The organism is Streptomyces albipurpureus (assembly GCF_023701525.1).
GTDB lineage: Bacteria > Actinomycetota > Actinomycetes > Streptomycetales > Streptomycetaceae > Streptomyces > Streptomyces albipurpureus.
Map to the genome: position 1 here is coordinate 1 of NZ_JAMQAW010000109.1, position 724 is coordinate 724.

Below are 724 nucleotides of genomic sequence, written 5' to 3' on the forward strand. Positions count from 1 at the left end.
TCGGGTCCGAATTCGCGGCCGATGCCGGAGTTTTTGTAGCCGCCGAAGGGGCCGGCGGTGTCGAAGCGTTGGCAGTTGACGGAGTAGGTGCCGGTGCGGATCTGTCGGGCGATGTTGGTGCCGTGTGTGTCGTCGGCGGTGAAGACGGTGCCGGCGAGGCCGTAGTCGGAGTCGTTGGCGATGTGGATGGCTTCGGTTTCGTCTTGGTAGCGGATGAGGCATACCACGGGGCCGAAGATCTCCTCGCGGGCGATCCTCATGTCGTTGGTGACTTCGCCGAAGAGGGTCGGTTCGACGTACCAGCCGGTTTTGTGGTCGTGGGGGGTGCCGCCGCCGGTGAGGAGTTTGGCGCCTTCTTCTTGGCCGATGCGGATGTAGTCGAGGACTCGTTGTTGCTGGGTGCGGGTGACCATGGGGCCGATGGCGGTTGCGGGGTTCATGGGGTCGCCGACGGTGAGGGCGGCGACGGCTGTGGTGTATTTGGCGGCGATTTCGTCGTAGCGGGATGCTGGGACGAGGATGCGGGTGAGTGCGACACAGGCTTGGCCGCTGTTGGGGAATGAGCCGCTGATGAGTTGGGGGAGTGCGGTGTCGAGGTCGGCGTCCTCCAGGATGATGCCGGCGGATTTGCCGCCCAGTTCCAGGGTGACGCGGGTGAGGTTCTGTGCGGCGGCGGCCATTACCTTCTTGCCCGCGGTGACTGAGCCGGTGAAGGCGACTTTGT

The 724-nt window shown here is 64.8% G+C and carries 1 protein-coding gene; it reads right to left on the bottom strand.

Annotation, left to right across the window (positions count from 1 at the left end; translation table 11 throughout):
- Positions 1-724 (bottom strand): aldehyde dehydrogenase family protein (locus NBG84_RS39720; protein WP_250924610.1); only part of this gene is annotated, 724 nt, incomplete at both ends.